Here is a 2,787-nt window from a genome sequence, read left to right as displayed (position 1 = left end):
TGCCCCCGCCGAGGTCTGGGCTGAGCTGGACGTCGAGGTCGATCGCCGTTGGTTCGTCCGTGCGATGGCGCTGCGCTGCGGCCGCGAGTGCGGCCGACCTCGCCGCGACTTCCTGGGCAGTCCGCCAGCCGAGGCGGCCCGGTGGCAGCGATCCGCGGCGCCACTCCGCCTGCAGGGCAGCCGCCGGGGTCACGCCCTGCAGCATGTCACCGAGCAGGCGGTCGCCGATCTTCCACTCCTGCAAGCCGTCGATTTGGACGGGGATGGTGTCCTCGATGGTGTCGACCTCCCACGGCAGCGTGTAGTCCAGCGCACGGAAGTACCCCTTGACGGGGTCGGAAAAGAAGCCGATGAGGTCATCGAGTGCAACGTCTTGGGCTGGTGGGAGCGGCAACCGCTCGCCGACTAGGTGCGGCCGCACATCGCGATGGCCGACGGCAATCCTGGCGGCGGTCAGCGCGGTCGGGTCGAAGGTGAAGGGCTCCCCCGGGGGCATTCCGAGGCGGCCGGGCGTGACGTTGTCGATGTCGAAGGGCTGCAGGGGATGTTCGATGAGCACGCGGTCACGGACCTTCGCTGCTGTGGTGATGTCGAGGGCGTCGAGCAGTTCGACCACCGGTACCGCGGGTGGCTTGCGCTGACCGGAGTATTCGTCGGCGCCGGTGTAGGTGATGACCAACTTCTCATTGGCCGCGCTGATCGCATCGAGTAGCAACTGCCGGTCCTCGGAGCGGATGTCACGCTCGCCGGTCATAGGGTCGCGGGCCAGAACGTCGTCACCGTCGACGGCGCCGACACGCGGAAACACGCCGTCGTCGAGGCCGACTAGACACACCACGCGGTGCGGTACCGACCGCATCGGCACCAGCGTGGCGACGGTCAGAGAGCCGGTGCGAAAATTGGCACGAGTGGGCCGGCCGGCAAGATGACGGTCGAGCAGCGCCTTGACGTCGGACAGGCGAAGCTCGATATCGGCGTGTCTGCCCGCTTGCGCGAGAACATCATTCAGCTCGCGATCCACCTGACTGCGCTGCCATAAGTCGTCGTCGGGCACCGCGGTCAGGGCGTTGATACCGCCGGACAGCGCGCCCAGCCAGTCACGCAGTGGCGCTGCTACTGATAGGGATGCGACCGTGGTAACCAGCAGGTCGACGTACTCGGCGAGCCGGCCCACCAGCTCTACCCGGTTGCTGCTCACGTCGTCCAGCGGCAGCGTGGTATCCAGCCATGCGCGTGAGTCATCGGACATCGCGACCCCGGCCAACACCCGGTCTACGCCGAACTGCCAAGTGTTTTGCACGAAGTCGACACCGTAGGGGTGGCGATGGTCGCGATCGAAACCCCACCGGATGTTGGCCTCGCGCACCCAGTCGCCGATCGTGTCGAGGTCGTCGTCGGTGAAGCGAAATCGAAAGCGGACCGGGGCGGCCGCAGCGAGGTTGAGCACCTCGCTGGCGGTGGCGCGCCCGCTGGCCAGCTCGAGCAGTTGGCGGGCGACCGCGAGCAGCGGATTGGTTTCGGCGAGTGCACGGTCAGCGAGCTTGACACGTAGCCGGTGGGCGGGATGGGCGCCCTGCATGACGCCGCCGAGACCAAAGCCCGCCACGATCAGCGGTGCGTAGGCCTCGATGTCAGGGCACATGACCAGGATGTCGCGGGGCTCCAGGGTCGGATCGTCGGCGAGCAGGCCGAGCAGCACCTCGCGCAGAATATCGATCTGCCGGGCGGTGCCGTGACAGCTGTGCACCTGCACGGATCGGTCGGCTGCGTTGTGTGACCGTCGTTCTCGGTGGACCGCGTTGGCCGCGATGTCGGACTGCAGCCAGCCAAGAAGGGTATCGGGGTGTTCGGTCGATCCGGCCGGATGGCTCAAACGCTCGTCGGTGTCGGTGGAAAAGGGCAGGTTGCGCTGCAGTTCGCGTAGGTCCCGTCCGAGCGTAGCGAGCAGGGGGTGTCCGACTTTGCGGTGGGACCTGTCCGCACGGCGGGGAATGGTGCCGTGAACGTTCTTGCAGGCGGCCCACAGATCGTCGCTGGGGTGCGGCAGCCATAGGTGCAGATCGTGATGGGCACTCAGCGCATGGAGAAGTCCGATCTCGGTGTGGGGCAGTCGAGTATGGCCGAACAGCGACAGTCTCGCCGGAAGGTCAGTGGCAGCTTCCTTCAAGCGGGCAACGGTTCTCGCGTGCCGGATGTGTGGTGGGTCGGCGTCTACCCAACCGACCAGGGCCCGGAAGAGTTCAGGCTGCCAATGCAGGTCGTGGTCGAGGTCTTCGGTGCGGCCTTCAATCCAGTCGACCAGCAGCTGTGGGCGCTGGCGGGCGTAGGAGGAGAACAGGCCGGCGACGCGACGAGCGACGGCATAGCGCCGTCCCCGGCGCAGGTCCTGCTCCTCCCCTTTTTCGAAGTGGCCGAGGTGGCCGGCCAGTGGGGCGCACCAAGGTGCGTCGAGGCAGCTGTCGATCACTTCGAGCAGCGGCCACACCATCGAGTCCGGCGACCACGGATCATCGTCCGCCGTTTCGGTCAGCTCGTCGATCAGTGAGCGCGGATGCCGGAAAGTCACGCCGGCGCACACGCCCAGCACATGCGAGAGTCGCTGGCTGAGCCAGCGTTCCATCCCGCGGGAGGAGACCAGCACGAGTTCCTCTGCGAACGGATCGGCGCGCGGTGCGGCAAGCAGCCCGCCGAGGCCGTCGGCGAGCACATCGGTACGGTGAGCACGATGCAGGTGAAGCGCCATCGGCCGCCAGACTACGACGCCGCGGACCGGCCGTATCCTTAGCC

Annotated in this window: 1 protein-coding gene; it reads right to left on the bottom strand. The window is 67.2% G+C overall.

Annotation, left to right across the window (positions count from 1 at the left end; all coding sequences use genetic code 11):
• A partial coding sequence (recC, locus tag GY812_14390) for an exodeoxyribonuclease V subunit gamma (GenBank protein ID MCP4436672.1) occupies positions 1–2,743 on the bottom strand: 2,743 nt, incomplete at its 3' end.
• Between the last annotated feature and the right edge of the window lie 44 nt (positions 2,744–2,787).

The organism is Actinomycetes bacterium, from assembly GCA_024222295.1.
Lineage (GTDB): Bacteria > Actinomycetota > Acidimicrobiia > Acidimicrobiales > Microtrichaceae > JAAEPF01.
The sequence above is the reverse complement of the archived record's forward strand: the minus strand, read 5'-3'. Positions and strand labels throughout refer to the sequence as shown.